Annotated in this window: 16 protein-coding genes; 9 read left to right on the top strand and 7 right to left on the bottom strand. The window is 51.8% G+C overall.

Features of this window, described 5'->3' with window-relative positions:
- Positions 1-9: 9 nt before the first annotated feature.
- The 8 genes from mlaD (at position 10) to hisD (ending at position 16031) form a co-directional block, all read left to right on the top strand.
- Positions 10-474, top strand: coding sequence for an outer membrane lipid asymmetry maintenance protein MlaD (mlaD, locus tag AK963_RS05625; protein WP_066014483.1), 465 nt, complete (start codon positions 10-12; stop codon positions 472-474).
- Between the two features lie 302 nt (positions 475-776).
- Positions 777-1463, top strand: coding sequence for an MlaC/ttg2D family ABC transporter substrate-binding protein (locus tag AK963_RS05635; protein ID WP_175404448.1), 687 nt, complete (start codon positions 777-779; stop codon positions 1461-1463).
- Complete coding sequence (locus AK963_RS05640; protein WP_066014486.1) at positions 1460-1771, top strand: STAS domain-containing protein; 312 nt, start codon at positions 1460-1462, stop codon at positions 1769-1771. The genes AK963_RS05635 and AK963_RS05640 overlap by 4 nt, the downstream gene beginning before the upstream one ends.
- Before the next feature lie 166 nt (positions 1772-1937).
- Positions 1938-2189, top strand: coding sequence for a BolA family protein (locus AK963_RS05645; RefSeq protein ID WP_066014487.1), 252 nt, complete (start codon positions 1938-1940; stop codon positions 2187-2189).
- Positions 2190-2345: 156 nt separating this feature from the next.
- On the top strand, positions 2346-3608 hold the full coding sequence (gene murA / locus AK963_RS05650) for a UDP-N-acetylglucosamine 1-carboxyvinyltransferase (protein WP_066014488.1): 1263 nt from the start codon (positions 2346-2348) through the stop codon (positions 3606-3608).
- Positions 3609-3868: 260 nt separating this feature from the next.
- The gene (locus AK963_RS05655) at positions 3869-13789 is read left to right on the top strand and encodes an ATP-binding protein (protein WP_066014489.1); all 9921 of its coding nucleotides are present in this window, start codon (positions 3869-3871) and stop codon (positions 13787-13789) included.
- A gap of 293 nt (positions 13790-14082) precedes the next feature.
- A complete protein-coding gene (hisG, locus tag AK963_RS05660) occupies positions 14083-14721 on the top strand; it encodes an ATP phosphoribosyltransferase (protein WP_066014490.1) in 639 nt (212 codons plus the stop codon).
- On the top strand, positions 14718-16031 hold the full coding sequence (hisD, locus tag AK963_RS05665; RefSeq protein ID WP_066014491.1) for a histidinol dehydrogenase: 1314 nt from the start codon (positions 14718-14720) through the stop codon (positions 16029-16031). The genes hisG and hisD overlap by 4 nt, the downstream gene beginning before the upstream one ends.
- A 40-nt stretch (positions 16032-16071) precedes the next feature.
- Here hisD and AK963_RS05670 read toward each other — a convergent pair whose 3' ends face one another.
- The 7 genes from AK963_RS05670 to AK963_RS05700 all read right to left on the bottom strand — a co-directional run bounded on the left by AK963_RS05670 (position 16072) and on the right by AK963_RS05700 (position 22450).
- A complete protein-coding gene (locus tag AK963_RS05670) occupies positions 16072-16968 on the bottom strand; it encodes a glucosamine kinase nucleotide-binding domain-containing protein (protein ID WP_066014492.1) in 897 nt (298 codons plus the stop codon).
- A gap of 6 nt (positions 16969-16974) precedes the next feature.
- The gene (chbG, locus tag AK963_RS05675; protein ID WP_066014493.1) at positions 16975-17712 is read right to left on the bottom strand and encodes a chitin disaccharide deacetylase; all 738 of its coding nucleotides are present in this window, start codon (positions 17710-17712) and stop codon (positions 16975-16977) included.
- A gap of 168 nt (positions 17713-17880) precedes the next feature.
- Positions 17881-19194 (bottom strand): 6-phospho-beta-glucosidase, encoded by a 1314-nt coding sequence (locus AK963_RS05680; protein ID WP_066014494.1) that lies wholly within the window; start codon positions 19192-19194, stop codon positions 17881-17883.
- 33 nt (positions 19195-19227) lie between these two features.
- A complete protein-coding gene (locus tag AK963_RS05685) occupies positions 19228-20226 on the bottom strand; it encodes a LacI family DNA-binding transcriptional regulator (protein ID WP_066014495.1) in 999 nt (332 codons plus the stop codon).
- A 137-nt stretch (positions 20227-20363) separates the two neighbouring features.
- Positions 20364-20675, bottom strand: a complete 312-nt coding sequence (locus tag AK963_RS05690) for a PTS lactose/cellobiose transporter subunit IIA (RefSeq protein WP_066014496.1) — start codon at positions 20673-20675, stop codon at positions 20364-20366.
- Between the two features lie 65 nt (positions 20676-20740).
- Positions 20741-22072 carry a PTS sugar transporter subunit IIC gene (locus tag AK963_RS05695; protein WP_066014497.1) on the bottom strand — a complete coding sequence of 444 codons (1332 nt, stop codon included), beginning with the start codon at positions 22070-22072 and terminating at the stop codon, positions 20741-20743.
- 63 nt (positions 22073-22135) lie between these two features.
- On the bottom strand, positions 22136-22450 hold the full coding sequence (locus AK963_RS05700) for a PTS sugar transporter subunit IIB (protein ID WP_066014498.1): 315 nt from the start codon (positions 22448-22450) through the stop codon (positions 22136-22138).
- 653 nt (positions 22451-23103) lie between these two features.
- On the opposite strand from AK963_RS05700, the gene AK963_RS05705 reads away from it, so the two are divergent.
- A complete protein-coding gene (locus tag AK963_RS05705) occupies positions 23104-24498 on the top strand; it encodes an OprD family outer membrane porin (RefSeq protein WP_083232491.1) in 1395 nt (464 codons plus the stop codon).
- Positions 24499-24632: the final 134 nt, after the last annotated feature.

The raw sequence follows: 24632 nt of genomic DNA on the forward strand, positions 1-24632 counted from the left end.
GAGCATAAAATGCGGATGCGAACGGTAGAAATCAGTGTCGGCGCTTTTATGCTGGCGGGAATGTTGGCTCTGGTGGCTCTGGCGGTTAAGGTCAGTGGTCTTTCCCTCAAAAGCGGTGGTGAAACCTATGAACTGAATGCTTACTTCGATAACACTGGAGCCCTTAAACCCCGTTCCAAGATTTCGATGGCTGGTGTCACCATTGGTAAAGTTAAAGAAATTGAACTGGACAAAGAAACGTATATGGCCAGGGTGGTGATGGATATTGATCAGCGAATCAATAATATACCCATCGACAGCACTGCTTCGATTGTAACGGCAGGCCTTCTGGGCGAGCAGTACATCAGCATCAGTATTGGCGGTGACATAGAATATTTACGTGATGGTGAGCGCTTTGAAGATACCCAGTCAGCACTGATTCTTGAAGAGCTGATCGGTAAGTTTCTTCTGGGTACGGTAAACAAAGGCGAGTAGCTTCTTGGGAAAGTGTTCTCTGGCTAGGCTCTGTTGACATAAGGTTGTTGACTCAGCTCAAACCAGAGTATTCATGACCAGGCGCAAGGACGAAGGAATACAAATGTATTTCAAGTTCTTGCAACGATGTCACGGGAGCTCTGGTTTGAGCCCGGAGGGTGGCTCGTATAGCCGCCTTCCAGCTGCGTTGGACTGGTTTGATGTAGCATCACTACACCTGCACCAGTCCGCCTTGTGGAAAACGGCTATACGAGCCGCTGAGCCTGCAACCTTATGTCAACAGAGCCTAGTGGATGGAATGGATGATGAAAGGCAATAAAAACGTGGTGACTTTCCTGATGGTGCTGCTTTTCCAGTGGTCTTCAGCAGTCATTGCCGCAGAGCAGGTTATTGAGTCACCTCAAAGTGACGTGGAGAGGATTACCCGGGAACTTTTGACGACTTTTGAAAAAAATATTAACCAGTATAAAAAGAATGATGCAGCCTTTATTGTCGAGGTTGATCGCCAGCTTTCACCCGTAGTTGCTTTTGACTCCATTGCCCGGGGAGTAATGGGTAAATACTCACGTCGTGCTAAAACAGCACAAATTGAACAGTTTTCGAAGGTGTTCAAAGACAGTTTGATCAGCTTCTATGGCAAGGCCTTGCTTAAACTTGATGACACCCGGTTGACGATCGAGAAAGTCGATTCTGTACCTGATGCGGTATTAAATGATTACAGGTCAGGCAAAGCGCGGCTGGTTCCAGTGAATATGACGGTCAGAACGTCGTCAGGTACAGTGGCTATCTCATATTCTATGGTTCATCAGGATGGGCGCTGGAAGCTTAGAAATATCATTGTTGATGGTATCAATATTGGTATTCAGTTTCGTAACCAGTTTGCAGAAGCTATGAGTAAGTATAATGATGTCCAATACGTTGTGGATCACTGGTCGGAAATCATGAAGGGCGCAGCAACGGAGAAAAATGCCGTGAGCAAAAAGTCATGACATTGGAAGCCGTGGCCCCTGGCCGATTTAAACTCCATGGTTTGGTTAATTTCGCAACCTCAGCAGTGATTGAAGAGCAGGGAGCTTGTTTGTTACTGAAGTCTGGAGATGACTGTTGGGAAATTGACCTGAAAGGTATTTCTCAGGCCGATAGCTCCGCTCTGTCGGTCTTCCTCTCCTGGATCCGGCTGGCGCAAGAAAATCAGAAGACCATTTGTTTTGCAGGCATGCCTGATGAGCTGAAAGCACTTGCTCAGGTCTGTGGTATTCAGCAATTGCTGAATAGTGTGAGCTGCCTGCAAAGCTGAGCCTGCAAAGTTATGTCAACAGAACCTGAGTCGTCAGAAAATTCGATTTCAAATGGTTGGCGACTTAACGTTTTGGGGCTATTAATGGAACCCTCTCTCAGATATCATTGACCGATTTTACTGTTCCCTTTAAATTCCTGATTGTTATTCCCTGAGAGGTTGGATCATGCAAGCCGAAGAGGTCAAGGCGCTGCTGGAGAAAGAGATTGCGGGTTCACAAGTGATTGTTGAGGGCGAGGGATGTGACTTTCGTCTGACCGTAATCAGTGACCAGTTTGAGGCGAAGAGACCGGTTCAGCGTCAGCAGATGATCTATTCTCACCTGAATCCATTTATTACCAGTGGTGCAATTCACGCTGTATCGATGGTGGCTTTGACTACCGCCGAGCGTGCCAGACAACTGGATAACCAGGACTAACAGGGCCCTTGAAAGGTATAATCCGACAAAGATTTATATGCTCAGGGTGGATACTGGTTTATAGCTGCACTGCTATATGAAAGTTGCACCCTCCCTGGGCGTCCTCCTATGAACGCGTCTTGTCCGATTTCCTTTCCGGTCATTAAGTGAGAAACCATGGATAAACTGATTATCACCGGTGGTGTGCGTCTTGATGGAGAGATTCGGGTCTCTGGCGCCAAGAACTCTGCGCTGCCGATTCTGGCTGCGACCTTACTGGCAGACTCCCCGGTAACGGTATGTAACCTGCCGCATTTGCATGACATCACCACCATGTGTGAGCTGTTTGGCTGTATGGGGGTTGAGTTGCTGGTGGATGAAAAGATGAACGTTGAAGTTCATGCCAGCACGATCAAACAGCTTGTTGCACCGTATGAGCTGGTGAAGACCATGCGAGCTTCTATTCTCGTGCTGGGTCCTCTGCTGGCCCGGTTTGGTCATGCTGAAGTTTCCCTGCCCGGCGGCTGTGCTATTGGTAGCCGCCCGGTTGATCTGCATATCCGAGGCCTGCAGGCCATGGGTGCGGATATTGTTGTTGAAGATGGTTATATCAAAGCCAGCGTAAAAGACCGCCTTAAAGGTGCGCACATACTGATGGATACCGTCACGGTAACCGGTACAGAAAACATCTTGATGGCTGCAGCACTGGCCGATGGCGAAACCATTATTGAAAATGCAGCTCGTGAGCCTGAAGTCGTCGATCTTGCTGAGTGCCTTATTACCATGGGGGCGAAGATCGAAGGTCACGGTACCGATGTGATCCGTGTTCAGGGTGTAGAGCGTCTCAATGGCTGTACCTACTCTGTACTGCCAGACCGTATTGAAACCGGCACTTATCTGATTGCTGCCGCAGCAACGGGTGGTCGGGTTCGTTTGAAAGATACCCAGCCTGATATCCTGGATGCAATTCTGCTCAAGCTTCGCGAAGCCGGTGCTTCTGTAGAATGGGGGGATGACTGGATTGAACTGGATATGAAAGGCAAGCGTCCGAAGGCCATTGACCTGAAAACGGCGCCTTATCCAGCGATGCCTACAGATATTCAGGCACAGTTCACCGCACTGAATACCATTGCTGAAGGCACGGGTCGGATTACCGAAACTGTATTTGAAAATCGCTTCATGCATGTTCAGGAAATGAAACGCATGGGAGCAGATGTGGATGTGGAAGGCAACACCGTTATCATCAAAGGTGTTGATCTGCTGAAGGCGGCTCCCGTTATGGCTACTGACCTTCGGGCTTCAGCCAGTCTGGTGATTGCAGGCCTGGTCGCTGAAGGTGATACCATCGTAGAGCGTATCTACCATATTGACCGTGGTTACGAGTGCATTGAAGAAAAGCTTCAGCAACTTGGAGCCAAGATTCGTCGCGTTCCTGCCTGATTTACACTTCTTTTCTCTTTTCTTACCCTGATTTTCGGCTTTCTGGTCAAAAATCAGGGAACTTTTCTTCTTTCTAAGATTCAAATAAAACGGTCGTTTCAATTTTGTTGTTGATGACCTGAATATTTCTAAAGCCTTTTAAATCCATTCGAGAATAAAACCTTGTTAATTCATTGGTTTTGCTGGCTCATTAGATATCGTGTGATGAAGGCGCGCTCAAATACAAGAATGTTTTAGGCAATAGAATGGAGTCTTAATGAATGGATATGAGGCTTATTATTATTAACCAAGCCACCATAGCGGGTGTATCTGGGTCTCCTGATGGATCAAACAGGAGCTTGGAGTGCGCTCGTCCTGATTCCAGCACCTCCAGAGATAATGATTCAAGCAGCCTTCGAGGCAGGTTGAGTCCTGCTCCTGATAAACCGGTTTTTCTTATTCATCGAGAGTCCATTACTCCGGTTCCGGGACAGAGCATTCTGGCTACAGCTGTAGGAGATAGTGATCAGAGCTTGCCTGCTCAGGGCCTCCCATCAAGGAAAGAAGTGTATGCAGGACAAGAAGAGGCCAGTTCAGTCCCTCAGCTAAGAGTTGGCAGTCCATTTTCAGAATCATCTGAGAGTGATGACTATTTTGATGCGGAAAGTGGGTGGGGGATTGATCAACGGGAGTTATCTGCATCTAGCGATGCACCAGCCAGGGAAGTGTCTGATCAGCCTTTGTTATCAGCTGGTGCCCCGCAGCCAATGCAACCGACATTGGAGACAGCTCTTATAAAGGAACAAGAAGAAAGTGGGCATGCAAGCCTTCAAGTATCTGGAAGTGAACCAAAGCCAAAAAAGACAGGTTTTTTTGCTTCCATAGCCGGTATATTTGGCAAAGGGGGTAAAAAAAATAGAGGACAGGAAGCCAAAACACTTACTAGCCCTAAAAATACACAGGAAACTACTACCGGACACAGCAATCTGGCACAAGCCACTAAGCCTTCAGAAACTTTATCAGTTTCACCCTCACCCTCCACTTCAAATAAGCAAGCTAAAACAGGATGGTCTTTTAATCCGGTTAAGCGCGCTGAAGAAAAGCTAAAAGAAACTTTTTTAGAATATGCAGAAGATCCATATTTTCAAAAAGCTTTAGCTAATGCTATCAGCAATGTACTGGCTAATGAAATCAGAACTATCGACTCATTAGCTGAAGGTGCAAGGCCTTCCTACACGTCAACTTCGGTAAGACCTAAAGAGCAGAGTGATTTCAACTCTCTATATAATGAAGTCGAATACTGCATTATATCGCGATGTAGAGAAGCGTTATCAGAATTTATTCAATATGGAGCAGGTAAAGTTCTAGGAGATTCAGGAGAAGGTTGTATAGATAGTTTTACACCAGCAGTTTCTTTTGTACTTCAGCAGCAAATTGAAAAGTTTTACATAGAATATTTGAGATGGATAGTAGCTAGCCCTGAAGGACAAGAAAAAACTCAATTGTGGATTGAAGGTGGATTAAAGGATTTTATAGCGAAAGAAAGCAGGGAGTTCCGTCGTAATCAGCCTGCAAGTGATTCAGATAGCAAGCTTAAAAAGAAGATAGAAGAGCTGCCAGATGATCTGGTACTAAAGCTTGATAAAGGGCTCAGGCATGTCGGTGCGGCGGTTAAGACCACAGTGGGACGGAACTCACCTCCTCTTGTTCGGCTTTTAAGTGGTGCTGTAAATGAAGTACTAGTAAAAGCTGTTGAAGATGGTGCATTAAAAGTGGAGAGTGATTTTGAAGGGGCTGCTAACGAGGTGATAAGAATCCTTGTGCACTCCATACACAATGTTCATTTTGATGTTGTCAGAATTTTTTCTACAAAAAATAAATCTGAGCTTAAAAAAATAAAGGCATTAAGAGAAAGCCTGATTGAGAAGTTTATTGATAAAACAATAAGTGAATACAGTAAAGTAAAAGGTGGAAAGATAACTCTTTGGCTAGCTAAGACGCCTGTAAAGTGGTTTGTGGAAAGTAAGATTGATGCGCTTCTTAATAAATATCGTGATGATGTTGAATTTAAAAAAGAGGTGGATGATTTACTTGATAAGAATATTCCTGATGTTAAAGAAGCAATAAAACTTTCCATACAAAGGGCTAAATGGATAGCAGCTCGTTTGGCGTTACATGAGGAAATTAAAGAAAAAAATAGAGACGGAGGCATAGAGCATCTTGATGAAGTTACGGCAGATGACACTCAGAGACTGAATAGGTCACAGCTGCTGCCGACGGAAATCCCGGCGGTCAGCCAGGGGCTGGTCGAGGCGGTCAAACTGGGCCTGGGTGAGCTGCAGCGTCATCAACCCGAGATCAAGGCACAGATCCAGCCGCATCTGACGGCGGTGGTCGACACCGCGGTCAAGCGTGCCGCTGCCCATGGGGCAGTTCAGGTGGCGGGTACCGAGGGTGCAGCGGCCATGGGGCCGGAGGCCTTCAGTGCAGCAGCCATGCCGTGGTGCCAGGGCACGGCGAGCGAACTGCTGAACCAGGCGCTGACCCGGGGACTGGCCACGGCCACGGCCTGGGTGGAGCAGGATCAGGACGGTGCCCGTGCGGCCATTACCCGGGCTCTGACCCCGGCATCCGGTAATGCGGGCGAAGCCACCGGGCAGGCCGTGGCAGCGGCGGGCGATGACCTGAGTGCCCGTGTCCTGCCTCACCTTCGGGAAGCCATTGACGGCACACTGGATAAAGCCCTGGCGGACATCCTGGGCCAGGGGGTGGCACCGCTGCGCACGGCGGTGCAGGAGAACCGGCTGCTGTCGACACCGGCGATCCGGGACGGCCTGGACCAGGTGGTGCTGCAGGTCGTGGAGCGGCAGGCGAGCCGGGCTGGCGCGCAGGTGGACCCGCTGTCGGACCATGTGATTGAGCCGGTGATGGCGACGCTGGCCAGCGAACTGACCGCTGGTCAGGCGACAGCGGTCGCCAGTGTGGTGGCGTGGCTGAAGAACGCTGACAACGCGCGGGCGCTGACCGGGAAGATTACCCCGGCGCTGAGGCAGGTGGTGGAGCGGGTGCTCGCGGATGTCCTGGTGGACCAACTGCTGCCCGAGGGCAGTGAGGATGGCACTGAGTCCTTTAAGACTGCAATCCAGCCCTATCTCCATGGACTGGTCGAGCAATTCCTGGACCGTGCGGTCAACTACAGCCTGGAGCGGGTCGTGGCATGGGCCGAGGGTCACGGCGATGACATCACGGCGCTGGTAAAACCGGAGATCGAGAAAACCCTGGCGGGAGCGCGTCAGGAAGTGACCGAGGCGATCCGGGCACAGCAGCAGCGGCTCAGCCAGATGGCCAAAACCCACCGGGAACAGGGTGCCACCGCTACCCGGCTGGCCAGCCAGGTGGCCGTGAACACCGAGATCCGTCATGGCCGGAAGGCGGCTCCCGAAGCAGTAACGGCAACCGGCGCCACGGCGGGCGGTGAACAGAAGCCTGCGTGGCAGCGGCTGCTGCCGACGGAAATCCCGGCGGTCAGCCAGGGGCTGGTCGAGGCGGTCAAACTGGGCCTGGGTGAACTGCAGCGTCATCAACCGGAGATCCAGGCCCGGATCCAGCCGCACCTGACGGCGGTGGTCGACACCGCGGTCAAGCATGCCACAGCCCATGGGGCGGTCCAGGTGGCGGGTGCCGAGAGTGCAGCGGCCATGAGGCCGGAGGCCTTCAGTGCAGCGGCCATGCCGTGGTGCCAGGGCACGGCGAGCGAACTGCTGAACCAGGCGCTGACCCGGGGACTGGCCACGGCCACAGCCTGGGTCGACCAGGATCAGGACGGTGCCCGAGCGGCCATTACCCGGGCACTGACCCCGGCATCCGGTGATTCGGCCGAAGCCACCGGGCAGGCCGTGGCAGCGGCGGGCGATGACCTGAGTGCCCGTGTCCTGCCCCACCTTCGAGAAGCCCTTGACGGTACGCTGGATAAAGCCCTGGCGGACATCCTGAGCCAGGGGGTGGCACCGCTGCGTACGGCGGTGCAGGAGAACCGGCTGCTGTCGACACCGGCGATCCGGGACGGCCTGGACCAGGTGGTGCTGCAGGTCGTGGAGCGGCAGGCGACCCGGGCTGGCGGGCAGGTGGACCCGCTGTCGGACCATGTGATCAAGCCGGTGATGACGACGCTGGCCAGCGAACTGACCGCCGGCCAGGCGACAGCGGTCGCCAGTGTGGTGGCGTGGCTGAAGAACGCTGACAACGCGCGGGCGCTGACCGGGAAGATTACCCCGGCGCTGAGGCAGGTGGTGGAGCGGGTGCTGACGGATGCCCTGGCGGAGCAGCTGTTGCCTGAGGGCCAGGAACAGACGGTTGAGCCCCTGAAGGTTCAGGCGTTGAGGGTGGCAATCAAGCCGGCGATTCAACCCTGTCTCCATGGACTGGTCGAGCAATTCCTGGACCGTGCGGTCAACTACAGTCTGGAGCGGGTCGTGGCATGGGCCGAGGGTCACGGCGACGACATCACGGCGTTGATACAACCGGAGATCGAGAAAACCCTGGCGGGAGCGCGTCAGGAAGTGACCGAGGCGATCCGGGCACAGCAGCAGCGGCTCAGCCAGATGGCCAGGCAGGACCGGGAAAAATCCCGGGGCGTGATGGCCCTGGCGCAGCGGGTGGCGTTGAACACCGAGATCCGTCATGGCCGGAAGGCGGCTTCCGAAGCAGTAACGGCAACCGGCGCCACGGCGGGCGGTGAACAGAAGCTTGCATGGCAGCGGCTGCTGACTGATGAGGTAATCGGTTCCCTGGGGGATGGCTTGGTGGCCGTACTGCGCGAGGGTGTGTCGGTCGTGATAGCGAAACAGCAGGCAATTGAAGCCAAGATTCGTCTCCATCTGCCCCCGCTGGTGACTACCGCCGTTGAGACCGGAGCTCGACACGCCGGCCGGCAGGCGACGGGAGGCCAGACGCTTGATCCAGCAGCAGGCCAGTTCAGTGAGGCTCTGATGCCCTGGTGCCAGAATCTGGCCAGCGGCCTGTTAACACAGGCCCTCAACGAGGGGCTGAACAAAGTCGATACCTGGCTGACGGATGATGCAACCGGTGCCCGTGCGGCGATCATCCAGGGGCTGACACCGACCGGGGATGATGAGACGGGTGTGCCCGGGCTGAGAGGCCTCATCCTGCCCAAGGCACTGCCGGAAATCCAGGAAGCCATCGACGGGCAGCTGAACCAGGCCATGGCCCGTGTGCTGCGCCAGGGCGCCCGGCAATTCCAGACGACCATGGACAACAACCGGCTGCTGTCTCTGCCGGCGGTGCGCTCTGCCGTGGATCAGGTGGCGAGGCAGGCCTTGCAGAAGGGTACCGGGAAACTCGGGGCACAGCTGGATCACGTATCGACTGAGGTAGTGGGTCCGGTCAAGGTAGCACTTAAAGCGGAACTGGCTACCCTTCAAACGACAGCGGTCAACCACCTGGTGACCTGGCTGAAAGCCGACGACTATGCCGGTGCCCGGCAGTTGATGGCACCGCTGGAGAGGCAGCTGGAACAGATCGTTCAGCCCATGCTGCTGACGCTGCTGGCGGAACAGCTGGGAGAAACCGTAGACCGTGACGCGCTGGAACGACAGGCTGGCCCCTACCTGAACGGCCTGGTGCAGCAACTGCTGGCCCCGGTGATCAACGACAGCCTGAAGCGGGTGGTTGACTGGGCCGAGGACAACCATCAGGCGATTGTTAACGAGATCGCCCCCACCGTTAACGAGACCGTGGACTGGGCACAGACCATGCTGATGGATGCGGTCCGTAATAAACAGCAGCAGCTGCAGTCGTTCATGGCGGAAGACGGTGAGGTCACCGTGGTGGAGCGGGCCCGGATACTGGCGGATGGGCTGGCCGGGACACCGGAGGTGGTCGACGAGTCGGCGGCGGCCTCGAGCGGCCCCGAGCTGCTGACGGCCGGAGTGATCGGCTCCCTGGGGGACGGCCTGGTGGCCGCACTGCGCCAGGGCGTGGAAGAAGTGAAAGCGAAGCGGCAGGTGATTGAAGACGAGATCCGTCCCCACCTGCCCCCGCTGGTGACCGCCGGGGTCGGTGCCGGTGCCCGGTACGCCGGGCGGCAGGCAACGGGGGGCGAGACACTGGATACGGAGGCTGGCCAATTCCGTGAAGCGGTGGAGCCCTGGTGTCAGGAACTGGCCACCGGGTTGTTGACGGCGGCCTTCAACGAGGGGCTGGACAAGGTCGAGGCCTGGCTGACGGATGAAGAAGCCGGTGCCCGTGCAGCGATCATCCAGGGGCTGACACCGACCGGGGGTGAAGAGCCGGGCGCGCCCGGGCTGAGCGGCCTCATCCTGCCCAAGATCCTGCCGGAAATCCGGGAGGCCATTGATGGGCAGCTGAACCAGACCATGGCCGGGGTGCTGCGCCAGGGCGCCCGGCAATTCCAGACGACCATGGCCAACAACCGGCTGCTGTCCCTGCCGGCGGTGCGCTCGGCCGTGGAGCAGGTGGCACAGCAGGCCTTACAGAAGGGAGCACAGAAGCTCGGGGCGCAGCTGGATCCCCTGTCAACCGAGGTACTGGGTCCGGTCAAGACGGCCCTGAAAGCGGAACTGGGTACCCTGCAAACGACAGCGGTCAATAACCTGGTGACCTGGCTGAAAGCCGACGACTATGCCGGTGCCCGACGGTTGATGGCGCCGTTGGTGGGGCAACTGGAACAGATCGTTCAGCCCATGCTGCTCAAGTTACTGGCGGCGCAGCTGGGAGAAAGCGTAGGGCGTGACGCGCTGGAACGACAGGCTGGCCCCTACCTGAACGGCCTGGTACAGCAGCTGCTGGCCCCGGTGATCAACGACAGTCTGAAGCGGGTGATTGAGTGGGCTGAGGTTAACCAGCCGGCGATCCTTGATGAGATCGGTCCAACCGTTAACGAGACCGTGGATAAGGCGGAGTCCATGCTGATGGATGCGGTCCGTCATAAACAGCAGCAGCTGCAGGCCGCGCTGACCGCAGAGGGGAACGCGACCGTCGAGAGGCGGGTCCGGGAACTGGCAGAGCAGTGGCACCCGGAAGCGGAAGAGACCGGCGAGCCGGCGGCGGCCTCGAGCGGACCCGAGCTGCTGACTGACGAGGTGATCGGATCTCTGAGCAAAGGCATTACTGCGGTGATCACTAACGGGACTGATATCATTCGTCGTAAAGTATGGACAGATAACCTGCGGCTGAAATTAGGGAGATATGAAGATTGCTCCAAGATGTCTATTTTTCCAATCGTTATTCCCCAAGTTCAGCGGATTGTTAATGAAGCGATAAGCGTTGGGTCTGATTATGGTATCAGGCAGCTTGCAGAACCATCAGATGGAAATCCGGTTAGGATTACTGAGGCCGTAAAGAAACATTTTCAAGACCTCACAGCAGGTTATTTGGGCCATATGGTTGCCGATGCTATTGAAGGTATGGCTGATGCTGTTAATAATAATGCAGGTGATATCCAAAAATCTATTGAGAAGGCGTTGAAGAGTAGCGGACCTTCAACGGACTTGCCGGTATTATTAACCCCACATATTCATGGTGCTATTGATCAGATCCTACATGAAGGTAGGAGCTTAATTAAGGAGAGAATTTCAAAATGGATTGAAGCCAATGCATCAGAAGCTACACCAGAGCTGCACAAGGCTATTGATAAAGTTTTGAATCACATTATGGCTAATGGTGGTGAATGGATTACCCGTCATCAAAATGGGATTGAACTGGAAGTTATAAAACCAATACAGTTAGAAATTACTGAAACTCTCAAGGAGGCTCAGGCTGAGATTATTCAAAATGTTGCTGTCTGGTTGAGTAATGAAGCTAATTTAAATCGCCTTGTTGCAACTTTTACAAACGAGATTCGTGAAGCTGTTACCAATGTTGTTGTTGCTACTGTGGCAAAGCAAGTTTCTGGAAAAGAGAGTGGGCCAGAATTTCAACGTGTGGTTGATGGCATTACTTCTTATGTAGCCCCCATTATTGATCAGGCTCTGAGGCAAGCCATTACTTACACGGTTAAATCCCTTTCTGGCTGGGTCCAGCAGCATGGCACAGACATCTCATCTCTGGTGAACCCTTTAATTGATAAAACTGTGCAAGATGTTATGCCTTCGGTACGTCAAGCTGTTCAGGATAAAGCATTACTGCTGGCACGAAATAAAGCACAGGATATTGATTTTAATAAGCTGGCTGCAGAAATGGCTGTTGCTTTTGTTGATCACATTGATCCTGATACTCTGACTTCTGGAGCTTTGAAGGTTGAACCGAAAAGCAGTGTAGTAAGGGAGCTCCCTAAAATTTTATGCTTCTTGATGCAAACTGCCGAAACCTATGAGTGTTTAGGCGGTAATCTGATGGAGCCCATCAAGATTGATCGTGTTGAAATAGATGGTCGGGTGTTTAAGGATATCAAGGCTCAGCTGATTAGAATGGCTGATGGTTCTATCCGGATTCTGAAAATGGATCTGAAATTCGAGGATGTAGATAAAATTGATATTGATATTGAAATAGCCGGTATATCAATTTCATATCAATTACCGGAAAAAAGTAAGCTGTACAGAGCCGCTTTACTATCATCTGCTCCCATGATGAGTCCTGCCGATTTAGCTCGAAGTCTTTTTGATGCATTTGTACCGGAACGCATCGATTTTAATATTGATCAGATTACTGGCGAGTTTCATGATAATATTCTTGATGGCCCTGGAGAAGATACTCTCGGCTTTGGGCTTAGTGGCATCAAATTATCTCTTCGTTTACATAAATACTATCCAAAACCGTATATGGATATTAGTGTCGGGCCGAAAGATGGGCATCAAACTGTTGAGTCGATAAAGGTCAAGGTTTCAGGTCAGGGCGTGGTTGATCATATAGAGGCTGACATTGATGTTGACCGTTATCGGAATGGTTTTGCTGATGTGAGTGTACTGGTAGAGCCCGGCCGGTTGAATCGTTTTGTGGGATGGTTGATTGGAGGACCGATTAAAGTAGAAGCTAAAGCCGCTATCAATAATGGGATAGGAACACTACCTGATGTTGGGGCGATCCATGTTCATGCTCCTCGCTTCGGTGGGATCTGTAATGCCCTGATAAAAAATACGATCAAAGCTTTCAATCCCGGCTTCCGTTTGGGGGATGATGGTAAACCCGTTATAAAATTAAAACTAACGCTATTCTCTGAAGAAAGGTCAAACCCGATTACCCGCTGGTTAGCCAAAGCTGCAAATCGCATCCTGCAATTTTTTACAAAGCCTATTGAAATACGATTATCGTTTAAAGGGGCACCGTATGTACCACCAGAAAAAGGTGAAAAGGGTGTCGGTTCATTCAATGGTATACGTTTTCTTGATGGATTATTTAACCCCTGTCCTCTGTCCATTCAGAGTGATACCCATGAAGAACTGCTGAGAAAGCTTCGTGAGGTCTCAATAGATAAGAATCCACAAGAGCATCTTGAATGTCTCAGGGAAGCGATTAGTCAAGTGATAGAAGACTTCCGGTTGGGTAATGCCCCGTCAGATCTCAGTTTAGTTAGAGAGATCCCGTTAGAAAGCCTGGTTTTACTGGTTGATTACGTGAAAGATAATGAAGGTAGGCAGGAAGACTTGGCTCGTTTGTTATTCCTGGTCGCCAGTCTGGTTGAAGCGCTTCCAGAAAAAGCTGTGGAGTTGGTGAATAGTTCTGGGTTTCAGGCAGATGGGCAGCCGTACCTGTTACACCTGATTTCCTCCACTCCACAAAATTCTTGGCTAGCAAATCCGAAGGATGGAACAGTGATGGAGCGGGTTTATCAGGACCATCAGTTCAAGCGTCTTAAGGAGTGTTGGATGTATAGTCAGAGTAATCCTGATGGCAGTATATACAGCCCCGGTTGTGCAAAAGAACCTGTTCAGGAGTTTACTGAAAAGGCAGTAGAGAAGGTGCGTACACTGACCCGTGACATAAGTATTCCTGATGACATCCGGTTGATGATGGCTCGGGACTTTGATTTTGCCGGTAAAGTGTTCGGTATAGAGCCATCAGGAAATCAGGGTTTGATGGTAAGCTCTCCTGTAAACCAGATTCCTTATTATTCGCAGGGTGTGCAGCCTGTGAGGCGTATAAAGGATATGGGTTGGACAAAACACCGGTTTAATGTCCCTGGCGGGATTGAGCTTTCAGGAGGCTCCGCTGCCCCTGTTGCTTGAGTGGGGCATGGTGAATATACCATCAAGATGGCTCTCCTATTCATGCAATACTGATCAGCCTTGCATTAATACGCCGTGCCTTTCTAAGTACCTTTCCTTATATCTATGTTATCATTCAGTCCTGTTCGCAAAGAGTACCCTTACGGAGATGCTCTCTGGAGAAAGGGCATGTTATTTATAAATGCCAATATCTGGATAAACTATAAATAACGACTCATAAATTCTTAATCGTGCAGTTCTTCTACCTTCGTCATTGTTAAAACGCATTATAAGTAAGGAAGCCTGAGAGAAGTATGTCGAGCCAGATCACCATTGCGCTGTCCAAGGGGCGCATCCTGAAAGAGACTCTCCCTCTGTTGAAAGCCGCAGGTATTGAGCCTGCTGAAGACCCGGATAAAAGTCGCAAACTGGTGATTGGTACTACGCATCCCCATGTAAACCTGCTGATTGTCCGGGCCAGCGATGTGCCAACCTATGTGGAGTATGGTGCCGCCGATATGGGCGTTGCCGGCAAGGATGTGCTGATGGAACATGGCTCCTCCGAGTTGTATGAGCCGCTGGATTTGAAAATCGCCCAGTGCAAGTTGATGACGGCAGGAAAAGTTGGGGCTCCAAAATCTTCTGGCCGACTCAAGGTGGCTACAAAGTTTGTGAATGTTGCCAAGCAGTACTATGCCTCTCAGGGCGTTCAGGCTGACATCATTAAACTCTATGGCTCCATGGAGCTGGCTCCACTTGTTGGTCTGGCGGACATCATTATTGATGTGGTGGATACCGGAAATACTCTGCGGGCAAATGGTCTGGAGCCTCAGGAACTGATTGCTGAAATCAGTTCCAGAATGGTGGTCAACAGGGCATCGATGAAAGTGAAGTATAAGCTGATTGGCCAGTTGCTGGATCAGCTGACATATGCGGTTGAGGAAAAGGCATGACGTCGGAAGTAGTAGCCCCCGTTCAGCTGGACTTCAGCAGTCCAGACTTTTCAGCTCAGTTGGACTCTCTACTGGCCTGGGAATCTGTTTCAAACGGCAGTGTTCAAGAACAGGTTAAAGCCATTATTGATCAGGTGCGCAAGCAGAAAGATCAAGCTGTGATGGAATATACCTGCCGTTTTGATAGACGTCAGATAAGCAGTATGGGGGAGCTGACGCTTGATGCTGACCGCTTACAGCAGGCGCTTAACAATATTCAGCCTGAGCAGCGGGAGGCCCTGGAAACTGCCGCTAACCGAATTCGTGACTATCATCAGCACCAGCAGCAGAGCTCCTGGAATTACCGGGAGAGTGATGGCACATTGCTTGGCCAGCAGGTCACGCCTATGGATCGAGTGGGGCTGTACGTTCCCGGTGGCCGTGCATCTTATCCTTCATCGGTGTTAATGAATGCCATACCTGCTTCGGTTGCCGGAGTGCCTGAGGTGGTGATGGTGGTTCCCGCGCCAGACGGTGAGCTGAATGAACTGGTGCTGGCAGCTGCCGCTGTTGCCGGGGTCAGTCGTGTGTTTACCATTGGTGGTGCTCAGGCGGTGGCGGCACTGGCTTACGGAACGGAAACGATTCCACAGGTGGATAAGATTGTGGGTCCTGGCAATATTTATGTTGCTACCGCTAAACGGGAAGTTTTTGGACAGGTGGGTATCGACATGATTGCCGGTCCGTCAGAAATTCTGGTGGTTTGCGATGGCCAGAGCAACCCTGACTGGATCGCCATGGATCTTTTCTCGCAGGCGGAACATGATGAAGATGCCCAGGCGATTCTGATTTCACCTGACGGGGACTTTCTGGAGCAGGTTCAGGAGAGCATTAATCGACTGCTACCAACCATGGAACGGAAGGATATTATCGCAACGTCACTTAATAAACGGGGCGCTTTGATTGCTGTTCCTGACCTGGATTCTGCCTGTGAGCTGGTAAATCGCATTGCACCGGAACATCTCGAGCTGTCTGTTGAAGAACCAGAGAACTGGCTACCCAAGATACGTCATGCTGGCGCTATTTTTATGGGCAGATATACGGCTGAGGCCCTGGGTGATTACTGTGCAGGGCCAAATCATGTGTTGCCCACATCCGGAACCGCACGCTTTTCTTCTCCATTAGGCGTTTATGACTTTCAGAAGCGCTCTTCAGTGATTCAGTTTTCTGCGGAAGGGGCGTCGGAAATGGGGAAGGTGGCGTCGGTTCTGGCCAGGGGTGAATCGCTGACAGCACATGCGCGTTCGGCAGAGTATCGTATTAAAGAGTAAGCACCGGGTGTTCGGCTTCCAAGGGGAAGCCGAACGTTTTTTAGATAAGTTTCGCCGCCATCAGCAGTGCGCCATGCATGGCATCACCCTGTGGCAGGGTTGCAATAGGAGCTACATCGTTTGGCAACCAGGGCATAACGAATTCACTCAGCCCACCTACCAGTGCACACTGGTTAGCTCCACGCTGATGAAGTACCCGGATCATCATGGCGGCATCTTCAGCACTTTCACGAATTAGCTGTTCTGCCAACTTATCGCCCTTGCTCAAATGCTCAACCACCATCGGTCCATAAGAGCCGTAGTCTCTCGGGAGCGCGCTGTCCTGCCAGGCAACGGCATTTTCAGGACTGTTGTCAAACGTCGTCATGATGGCCTGACTTAATGGGGTTGCTTCCTTCATGCCTTCATGGGCCAGCAGGGAAAAACGTACTGCAGCGAGGCCCAGGCTGGCACCACTGCCGTGATCCGAGATCGGGAAGCCCCAGCCGCCCAGTGTTTTCATTTCACCCTCAATCAGGCTGGCGCCACAGGAACCGGTACCCAGAATCAGGATCGCCCCATCTTTGCCATCAAATGCGCCCATACAGGCGGCATAGGCATCAGTTTCCAGGAATATACCGGCAAACGGAAAGCCCCAGCCCAGAACCAGATCGCGTTCTTTTTTCTGATTGACACCGGCCAGACCCAGACCGGCATACATGCGTCCAAAGTCGTTTTCTCCCAGGCCGGCTTTATCCATCGCTTCGCGGGTGGCCTGCATAATCGCATTGCAGGCTGAGTCAAGCCCGGTGCGAGGGTTCGCGCTGCCTGCGAATCCTTCCCCCAGAATATTGCCATCAAGATCGGCGATACGCGCCCGGCATGAAGTACCACCACCGTCTACGCCCAGAAGGAGTGATTGTTTGCTGTCAGTTTCTTTTAATGGTGCGGATGCCATATTTGTTTAATCCTGCAGGCAACTGTAATCGGAGATGGTAACACCCATACCACCGAGGGATTCAAGCAGTGATGGATCGGTGAGAATGGCCAGCTCACGGGTTCGGGCGGTTGCATAACCGCTGGCTTCCAGCAGAGGCTCATCGATCAGTGCTGGATGTGCCATCAGCTCCAGTACCTGCACTCTTCCCAGGTATTGGCGAACGATGTCGAGGAGGTTCTCTCCAGTCAGGCTGTCACCGTAAAACTTGTCTGAAAAGCCCAGGCTTTTGCCTTTGTACTGAGTCATTTCATTTTCAGGGCGAAGTGGGACCCTGTACTCATCTGCCAGCTTTCTGGCGATGGGGGCAACCAGGGCATGGCGATGGCAGTGGTGGTGACCATCCATATGGCTAAGTTCGACACCAAGGCTCAGGAAGTGCTCAATCTGTGCGCGCAGTTCACGCTCAATCTCTTCCGAATTCATGGACTGATTGTCCCAGAACTGGCTCTGGTTCTGTAGCTTACCTGTCTGGTCAAGCAGGGTAGGAACGTTCTCTGCCATTGGGGTGCCTGCTGTCAGGCGCAGATGAATGCCCACTTTCAACCCAGGATTGAGTGTGGCCAGCTCAGCAGCGTGGCGCTCGGCAGGCATGCCCACCATCAGAGTGGTGGAGCGAACAATACCTTGCTGAAAAGCTTCGATGATGCCCAGGTTTACACCCCGGGTCAGGCCGAAATCATCGGCATTGACGATCAGTTTCATAGGGCGTTGGAGATAAATCTCCCCTCAGTAAGATGGGAATTTTGAACCTTAAAGGAAGCGCGGTCTGCTATCCGCTGCCCGCCTCCCGAAAGAGCCTGGTTAGTGTGCTTTTTCGGGAAGCGGGCAACGGGCAGCGGAAAGCGTTTATCTTTGCGGTTCCCAAACAAATTAAGCGAGGTTGGCAAATTGTGGCAGGTAATCGCGGTTCTCGGCGATGATATCATCAAGAATCTTCTTACCTGTGGCCAGATCCGGAACCAGTGGATTCAGTGCCATTGCCATCAGAGCCTTGTCGTAATCGCCATAAACGGCGGCATCAATAGCCAGCGTCTCATAAGCTTTAACCTGTTGGAGCAGACCATTCAGGTGCGTTGGCATAGTACCAAAGGAGATGGCATGAGCACCGTCGGCATCGACCATAGCATTGATTTCTACAACGGCGTCGTCTGGCAGGCCGTTGATGGCTCCATTGTTACGGGTATTAACGACATTGATCGTTCTTTTGTTGTTCCAGATGGCATCTACCAGATCCAGCGAGACTTCTGAGTAGTATGCGCCGCCACGCTTTTCAAGTTGGCTTGGCTTGTGATCCAGGTTAGGGTCGGCATACAGTTCAAACAGCTCTTCTTCGGTTTTCATTACCTGTTCTGCACGTGTGCCACCAGACTCTGCAGCTTTCAGTTCATCAGCCAGCATCGCTTCTTTCAGGTAGAAGTAGCGGTGGTAAGGGCAGGGAACCACACCAAGGGCTTTCAGGAATGATTTATCCCATGGCTCTTCCGTAATGTTGTTCATGTTCAGGCTGGCGCCATTGCCCAGCAGTTTAAGAACTTCCTGAGTTTTGTCTTCACCGGCAACGGAAACGTTGTGAACCCATACCATGTGGTTCAGACCGGCAAAGTCCAGAGACGCTTCTTCAGGCTTAACCCCCAGCATGCGGGCAATGGAGTAGTGCATATTGATGGGGACGTTACACAGACCCATCACTTTGACATTGGTATGCTTGATAACGGCTTCGGTGACCATACCGGCCGGGTTGGTAAAGTTGATCAGCCAGGCGTCCGGGGCAACTTCTTCAATATCACGGCAGATGTCGAGAATAACAGGGATAGTGCGCAGCGCTTTGGCAAAACCGCCAGGCCCCGTGGTTTCCTGGCCGATAACGTTGTATCGCAGGGGAATTCGCTCATCGCGGGCACGGGCTGCCAGACCACCAACACGGAACTGGGACATAACGAACTGGGCGTCTTTGATACCTTCACGGCGGTTCAGTGTTGCCCATACTTTAATATCAAGGCCGGCTTTTTCGATCATACGCTTGGTCAGATCGGCGACAATGTTTACTTTGCGTTCGCCGTCTTCAACATCAACCAGGCAAATTTCGGTAACAGGCAGCTCACGGATACGGCGGATAATGCCGTCAACCAGCTCCGGTGTGTAGCTACTGCCACCGCCAATAATCGTCAGCTTAAGATTTTTCATGATATTTTCCTGAGATCCTTTGCTCTTAAATTGTCATTTAAGAGTACGAACGGATTCTCTCTGTCGTAATTCCGGTTTAAATGTTTCCAGTGCGGGCAACGGTTGGTGATTCATCAGGCTTGAAAGTGCTTCTGATGCCCGGGCCGCCATCTCTTTGATGGGAAAGTGCACCGTCGTAACCGCCGGCGTTAACATGGTGCAGATACTGACACTGTCAAAACTGACCATGGAGATATCGCCGGGAACGGTCATGCTGCGCTCTCTGAACAGGTCAAAGGCACCGACACACATTTCTTCACTACAGGAGTAAACAGCAGTGACATCCGGATGTTTGTCCAGAATTTCGGCCATGGCGTGATAACCACCAGTCCGGTCATAATCCGCTTCAGCCACCAGTGATTCATCCAGTTCAATGTGGTGTTCACGCAGTGCCTGCTCATAACCCTGAAAACGCAGCTGAGCAGTCAGTCGTTCCCGTGGGCCTGCCAGACAGGCGATTTTGCGGTGGCCATGCTCAATCAAGTGGTTAACGGCCTGTTTGCCAGCTTCAGCGTGTTCAAAGGCAACACAGCGGTCTTCAAGCCCATCAACCTGTCGGTCCAGGAGGATAAATGGTGTTTCTTCCTTCGCCAGCTCAATCAGTTCTTCGTCGTATAGATTACGGGCATGAAGAATAAGGCCATCACAGCGCATATCCTTTAGTCGTTGGATTGCCTGTTGTTCACTTTCCCGTGAGCGCTTGCCCCGGCTGACCAGCAGAAATTTTCCCTGCTGATCCATCTCTTCCTGAACTTCAGCCATCAGCTCGGAGAAAAAGGAGCCCCGATAGGAGGTAACGACCAGTCCAACGGTGTTGGAGGAAGAGGTCGCCAATGAGCGAGCCAGAGGGTTCGGGCGGTAATTCAGCTTTTTCATCGCCTGATGTACGCGCTCTCTGGTAGCTTCCTTAATCTGGCCTGTCTCGTTGAGAACCCGGGATACCGTTGCCCTGGAAACCCCTGCCAGTTCAGCTACGTCCTTTATGCTCGCCATTGCTGTCTCCTGATTCCGATCTGATTACGCCGAGCTTTTTCGTGAAAACACCTTATGGGGTATTCTCTTTTCGCTATGGGCATTCTGGATGCCGAAGATCGACTTAGAAAAATGGCTGCGTTCAGTCGTTTAAAAAATTATTTGTTGTCCAGTCGCTGATACAGACGAATCATTTCTTCTACCATATCCTGAGCCAGCATAGAGTTCATCAGGTGATCCTGAGCATGAACCAGCAGCAGGTTAACCGGTACCTTGCCTTCCCCGTTGTCAGCAGCGATCAGAGCGGTCTGCATTTTATGAGCCAGTCTGCCAGCTTCGCGGGAATCGGCAAGGGATTTTTCAGCTTTGTCATAATCGCCACAGCGCGCGTGTGCCAAGGCTTCGAGTGCCTGACTCTTGGCTTCGCCGGATTTAACAATCAGTTCCATTACAACGTTGTCGACGTTCATGGGAAGTCTCCTGAAAACAAGGGGGTATTACACCCACCGGACTCAGCCGGTGGGGAGGGAAGGTGTTAAGCGATGGCAGGGTTACCAGCGGAGTCAGTCTTGGTGGCACCGGAGGCTGTGGCCTGTTCCTGAGCCATTACCTGCTTCTCGTAGGCTTTGAAGAATGGGTAGTAGATCATGATGTCAATCACCATCAGTACCGCAGTCAGGATAGAAGCCTTGAAGGCCCAGCCAGCACCCCAGGCCGCACCGATCAGAGCAGGAGCAGTCCATGGTGTTACCGCGATGGCTTTGTCAACAATGCCAGTGTTAACGGCAACGTAAGCGATGATGGCATTCACCACCGGAGCCATAACAAATGGAATGAACAGGGTTGGGTTCATTACCACAGGGGCGCCGAACATCACCGGTTCGTTGATCTGGAATGCGCCAGGCAGGAAGCTCATGCGACCAACGCTGCGCAGGTGAGCGGTCTTACTGAAGCTCATCAGGATAACCAGAGACAGGGTTGCACCGGCACCACCGATAAAGATGTAGAAATCCCAGAAAGGCTGAGTGAACAGGTTAGGTACGGTCTCGCCAGCAGCATAGGCAGCAGCATTGGCGCCAATGTTAGCCAGGAATATAGGCGACAGAATGCCTACAACAATGTTGGCACCGTGAATACCGGCAAACCACAGCAGCTGGCAGAGCAGCAGCGCGCCAATGATGGCAGGCAGACTGTTGGATGCGCTGACCAGTGGCTTGAAGATGGTCATTACTGCATCTGGAATCTGCATGTCAAAGCCAGACTGTACGAACAGGCTCAGTGGATACAGGGTCACAAAAATCGCCAGAACCGGAACCAGCAGAGCGAAAGAGGCGGCAATTGCCGGTGGTACCTGCTCAGGCATGCGGATGGTGATATTGTACTTCTTCAGGATGCGGGTCAGCTCTACGGAGAAGTAGGCAACCAGCAGTGCCGTGAAGATACCGGTACCGCCGAAGTGATTCAGTGGCAGAGCCCAGCCTTTTTCAGGCGCAGCAACCAGCAGGAATGACATGGCTGACAGGGCTGCGGCACCAATGGCGTCCATCTGATAGGACTTGGCCAGGGAATAGGCTACACCCATGGTAATGAACAGGGACATTATCCCCATGCTCATGGTCCAGGGCATTACGATGGTTGGGCGGTGTGCAGCAACGAAGTCCAGCCAGGCACGACCAAAAGCGTTTGTTGTATCGGCAGCAAAAGGAGGGTTGGCAAAAATCAGGATGAAACTGCCCACAATAATGAAGGGCATGGCCACCAGAAAGCCATCACGCAGTGCGGTAATATGACGTTGAGCACCCAGCTTTCCGGCTATTGGCCCGAGCTTCTGCTCTACAAATTGTATGAGTTGGTCGTACAGTTTCATTGTTAATCCCCGTTCTCCTAAAAGAGAGCTTTCTATGTCGCAATCGTTGCTGCGTCGTTGTTGTTATGCAGTTTCTTCCAGCAGGGCAAGTGCCTGATCGAGAACCTGTTCACCCTTCATCATGCCGTAGGCCATTGGGTCAATAGCTTCTACGCGCTTGTTCAGCTTTGCTGCATGAGCCTGAAAGTCGGCCAGCTTGAATTTAATCTGTGGGCCAAGAAGACAAACGTCGTAAGACTCAATAGCTTCTTCAAAGTTGGCCATGCCAACGGCATCGATTTTGACTTCAAGGCCACGATCCGCAGCGGCCTGTTCCATTTTCTTAACCAGCATGCTGGTTGACATACCTGCGCTGCAGCATAGGAAAATCTTTTTCATCACATTGACTCCGCTATTCAATTCCAAGACAGGTCAGTTTCGTGGGTCCAGTACAGGTATTTCCGTCTGCTCTTGTTAAGAGCTTGGTCGAAGTGACCAGGAACTGAACGGGAAACCGTATGTGGAAGTTTTCATTACGTTGACAATGAAATCACAGAAGTAATCAGGGTGCAACCGGTTTCTGTAACCGGTTTCATTGGTGTTTTTCAGGAACTCTCTGACATGCTGTAAATGCCTGAAGCCATTGGAGTTTCAGTGTCTGCAGGTTGTTCGTTTTTCTGGTGAGCGTATTTACTGGCCAGAAAACTCATTTCTGCTGATGCGCGGTAGAAGTTTTACCGTCCGTTTCTATGATGTAAGTCAATTTTCAAGTTTGTTGCTTTTTAGTGTGATGTGAAAAAGCTGAAAATTTGATTTATGACAAAAGTACGCATAAAAACTTGAAACCGGTTGCAGAAACCGGTTACATTTTTTTGGCGCAAAGATAAACTGACAAGCGTTTACAAAAGGCACCGTTTCTTTACCAATAAAAATCATTCGAGAGAAACGAGCAGGGAAAGGGGGTTCCTGACTTCTCTGCTGTCAACATAAACAGAAAGTGCTGTCTTTCTAAAAAAAACAGAAAACACACCAGGAGTTAATGGGGATTAACGATGATGTTTAAAAAGACCACACTGGCGACAGCCATCCTTGTTGCAAGTGCCGCAACCGGCGCTTTTGCTGCAGACATGACTGATGATTCCATGTACACCGCTGCAGAAAGCACTGGTAATGCATTTTTTGAAGACGCATCAGTAACTGGCGGCGTCTACGCGTTCTCCCGTAAGCGGAACCGGTACAACGTTTCCACAGGCAAGTTTGAGACTAACCTCGACCATACCTCTGTTCTGGGCAATATCGACTTCAGCTCTGGTTATGTGGGCGGGATTGTTGGCCTGGATCTTGGCCTGTATGGTTCCATGGATCTTCAGCAGGGTGGCGGTGTTGACCATGAGATGAACTTTTTTCCATGGGACAACCCTCATAACCCAGACTGGTCTCAGACATCAGCCAAGGATGATGTGAGCTTCTACAAGGCTGCCCTGAAGTTCAAGTTTGCAAATACATGGGCTAAGGCAGGTTATATTCAGCCATCGGGCCCTGGTGGACTGGGTGTTAACTGGAATTTCATGCCTGGTACTTATCGCGGTGCCCAGTTCGGTGCTGACTTCGGCAACCTGAGTGTTGCTTATATGTGGGCTGACGAATACAAAGCTCCATGGTTCCAGGAAACTTATGAGTTCCGCACCAGAAACCCGGATGCAAACCTGACTGGTGCCCTCGACACAGAGATCGACTATCTGCACTCTGTTGGCGCAGTCTACACCTTTGACAATGGTCTGGTTCTGGATGGTGCATTCTCTCAGTCAGATGATTACCTTGATACCTACCATGCCAAAGTCAAGCATTCTATGAAGGTGGCTGATGGTACCTTGAACCTGGCTTACCATTACTATGGAGCCAAAGATGCGGGTGACCTGGAAGTCTATGATGGTAGCGCCTGGCAGCAGGCCCTGACGGCATCTTTCGCTGTTGGTCCTTATACGCTGAAAGCTGAGTCTACAGTGACTCGTGCTAAAGGCGATCAGGGGTACTTCGTTTATCGTACAACTGTTCCACTCGGCACTTCTGCCGGCGCTTACGACCTGTGGTGGGATTCCAGATCTGACTTCAACCACGATGGTGAAAAAGCCGTTTATGTTGGCCTGTGGCGTGACCTGGCAGACCAGGATCTGGCTGGATGGAGAGTTGGTGCTTCCATGGCTTATGGTTGGGACGGTAAGCCTGCGTCAGACTTCGGAGACCAGAGCGCAGAGCTGAAGGAAAGTGCCTTTAACGTGGATCTTGGCTATACCGTTCAAGATGGAAACTGGAAAGGCAGCAGCGTTGCACTGCACTGGACCAACTACCGTAACCACTCTGGGCAGCCAAGCTGGACTGGCTTCAAGAATGCATTCCAGGATGAGAATGACATCAAGCTGACCATGGTCGTTCCATATTCTTTCTAAACCTGTGATACCAATTCCATTTTTAAATTATGAAATAACAGCCCATGAACGGGAGCATAGACTTTTCAATCGGCCAACTTCAGAAAGTAATTCATTCCATGCCTCACAGCATTTATTGATAATATCTTCATAGT

Origin of the sequence: Endozoicomonas atrinae (genome assembly GCF_001647025.1) — a bacterium.
GTDB lineage: Bacteria > Pseudomonadota > Gammaproteobacteria > Pseudomonadales > Endozoicomonadaceae > Endozoicomonas > Endozoicomonas atrinae.